Source organism: Paenarthrobacter ureafaciens, from assembly GCF_004028095.1.
In the GTDB taxonomy this organism is placed as follows: domain Bacteria; phylum Actinomycetota; class Actinomycetes; order Actinomycetales; family Micrococcaceae; genus Arthrobacter; species Arthrobacter ureafaciens.
In genome coordinates this window covers 1-2550 of the sequence record NZ_SBHM01000002.1, presented here as the reverse complement: position 1 = coordinate 2550, position 2550 = coordinate 1, and the positions used below count along the sequence as shown (strand labels likewise).

Below are 2550 nucleotides of genomic sequence, written 5' to 3'. Positions count from 1 at the left end.
CCTTAGCCACCCCAGCCGGGGCATAGACATTGGCGCCAAAGAGATTGTCTACAGGATGCTCCGTGAGCTATGTGAAACGGGAGTGGCCATCATCCTCCATTCCTCCGACTTGTCCGAGCTCGTCGGATGGTGCCACCGGATTGGCGTGATGCGCGACGGTGAGCTGGTATCCATCGAAGCCAATGCGAACACCAATGAGGATGTCCTGGTGCACCACATGCTGGGTGACAAGTTCGCGTCAGGGAACAGCCCGGCCCGTCGTTCAAAAGGCGTGACAGACACGCTCCTGCCGGGATGACAGAAGGCCGCCGGGTAGCGAGGTTCTTCCGCTGCCCGGCAGCAGCATTCAATTTTCCACAAAGAGGGGTGGACCCGCCTTCCGGCCGGTCCACCCCTTCTTGTTGCTGTCGAATCAGACGTGTTGTGGTGGAATCAGATTGAAATCACCTTCGCGATGTTCTTGAGCTTATGCCGCGCCAGCGCCAAGTTTGCGTACGTCCGGTCAAGCACCAGGTATACGAAGAGCCCTTTCGCGGCGGTGGAGTTCAAAACGTTGATCAGGTGGTACTGCGATTCCAGCGTAATGAGGACGTCCTCGATGTCGCCGTCCAGGCCGAGGTCCGCCATCGTGCGGATCTTCGCACTGACGACGTTGGAGTTACCGGCGGCGGCAACCCCCAGGTCAAAACCGGGGCTTCCGCCCTGCGCCAAAGCCATTCCGCTGGTGTGGTCCACCACGGCCGCCGCAGTGGCACCTTCAATGGACAACAACTGCTTTACGGCGTCATCGAGCGAGCTCATATCTACATTTTCCTGTTCTGGTTGGTAACCGGTGTTCTCCCCAGGAAAGATTTCATGCAAGGGCACTAAACGGTCGTCGGGAAGGTCGTGATGACCTTTCGGCGGCTTTACTTCCTCACGGCGTTTCCACCACTTCCATGCGTTACGCGAACCGCTCACACCATGCCCTAGCACTGATCTTCCGCAGCCGGAAAGGACAGCGGATTTCCTGTTGGAAATAGGAACATATCACGCACTAATTGCAATGAAGGAAACCGATGGCGTTGATCGGCATTTCGGTAAAGACTTGGATAAGACTTGATAATTCCGCGTCACGAATAGTGGCACCAGGATTTTCAATTCCGCGCGCCTACGGCACAAAAAAATGTGACCGGTCAGCCGCCGAGCTGACCGGTCACATTTTTTGCCTGCCACACGAACTGGAACACGCCGGCAGACGGAACAACACGGGAACGTCACCAGGCTGGATCAGGTGCCATGCCACGCGCTGTGGCGCAACCACCGCAGGCATGGGAGGCAGTGAAGCTGCCACGCTCTTGCGATGGTCACGCCCTATAGGTATGTCCTAAACGGTTTTCGTGACGTCGACGGGCCCCAAAGAAGAGCTAGACGTTGGCGATGTGCCGTACTGCGTCGAGGTAAGGCATGTTGACGGCAGCATCCGCCACTGCCCGAACAGCCGGCTTTGCGTTGAAGGCAACGCCGATACCCGCGGCACCCAGCATGTCAAGGTCATTGGCGCCATCGCCCACGGCAATGGTGTGTTCAAGGGGGATGCCCGCAGCTGCAGACCACTCGCGCAGGTATTTTTCCTTCGCTGCCCTGTCGATCACTGCGCCAAGAATTTTTCCTGTCAAAGCGCCGTCGACGATCTCCAGTTCGTTGGCAATCCAGTGATCCAAGGCGAGATCCCTGGCGATAGGTCCGAGGATCTGGTTGAAGCCCCCGGAAACAACGGCGACAACGTGGCCGGCTGCCTTGAACGCGGCCACCAGTTCCGCCGCACCCAAACTGAGGCGCACCTCGTCACGCACGGAATCGACGACGGCGGCGGGCAAGCCTGCCAGCACGGCTACGCGGGCGTGAAGGCTCTGGGCGAAATCCAACTCGCCACGCATGGCCGCCTCGGTGACTGCGGCCACTTCGTCGCGCTTTCCGGCGTGGGCGGCCAGCAACTCGATGACTTCCTGCTGGATAAGGGTCGAGTCGACGTCCATGATCAGCAGCTTCCTCCCGGCCTCGCGCAGGGCCGCAGGAACGACCGCCACATCGATTCCGGCCGGCGCCGCGTCGGACACCAGGCGGCGAAGCGTCCCGAGGGTTTCGGCAGTGCCGGCCTCGGCAGAGAAACTGATGGTGTGCACCTCGTAGCGGGCATCGCCGGACTGTGTTGTTGACGACGTACTGGATTCCGACCACACCGTGGCACCGAAAGCGGCCAGCGCCTTACGCACCTCATCCAGGGATTCGGGATTCACATTCACGCCATAGCTGACCGCAGCCAAGTTCGAAGTCATGCCGTCAATCCTATCGACGGAGCCGCACCCACCCGAATTCGTTTTGCTTCACAATGCGGCGTTCACGCCGGTTATCAGTCATCTTCATTTTTGTCCTAGTGTCTACTCCTATGAGTGATGTTCTGGATTTGGCTTCCGTTAGCGTTGTCCGAGGCAAAAAGGCACTGCTGGACAAGGTCGACTGGCAGGTCAATGAGGGCGAACGCTGGGTCATCCTGGGCCCCAACGGCGC

General features: G+C 59.2%; 2 protein-coding genes and 2 pseudogenes. 2 read left to right on the top strand and 2 right to left on the bottom strand.

Going from position 1 to position 2550, the window contains the following annotated elements; genetic code table 11:
• Window positions 1–298 (top strand): annotated as a pseudogene (locus tag AUR_RS00350) (sugar ABC transporter ATP-binding protein); the annotation flags it as partial.
• Between the two features lie 134 nt (window positions 299–432).
• Here the strand turns inward: AUR_RS00350 and AUR_RS00345 are convergent.
• Both AUR_RS00345 and serB read right to left on the bottom strand, forming a co-directional pair.
• Window positions 433–801, bottom strand: coding sequence for a hypothetical protein (locus AUR_RS00345; protein WP_021470443.1), 369 nt, complete (start codon window positions 799–801; stop codon window positions 433–435).
• 605 nt (window positions 802–1406) lie between these two features.
• Window positions 1407–2318 (bottom strand): phosphoserine phosphatase SerB, encoded by a 912-nt coding sequence (gene serB / locus AUR_RS00340; RefSeq protein WP_062096859.1) that lies wholly within the window; start codon window positions 2316–2318, stop codon window positions 1407–1409.
• Window positions 2319–2428: 110 nt separating this feature from the next.
• On the opposite strand from serB, the pseudogene AUR_RS20440 reads away from it, so the two are divergent.
• Window positions 2429–2550 (top strand): annotated as a pseudogene (locus tag AUR_RS20440) (ABC transporter ATP-binding protein); the annotation flags it as partial.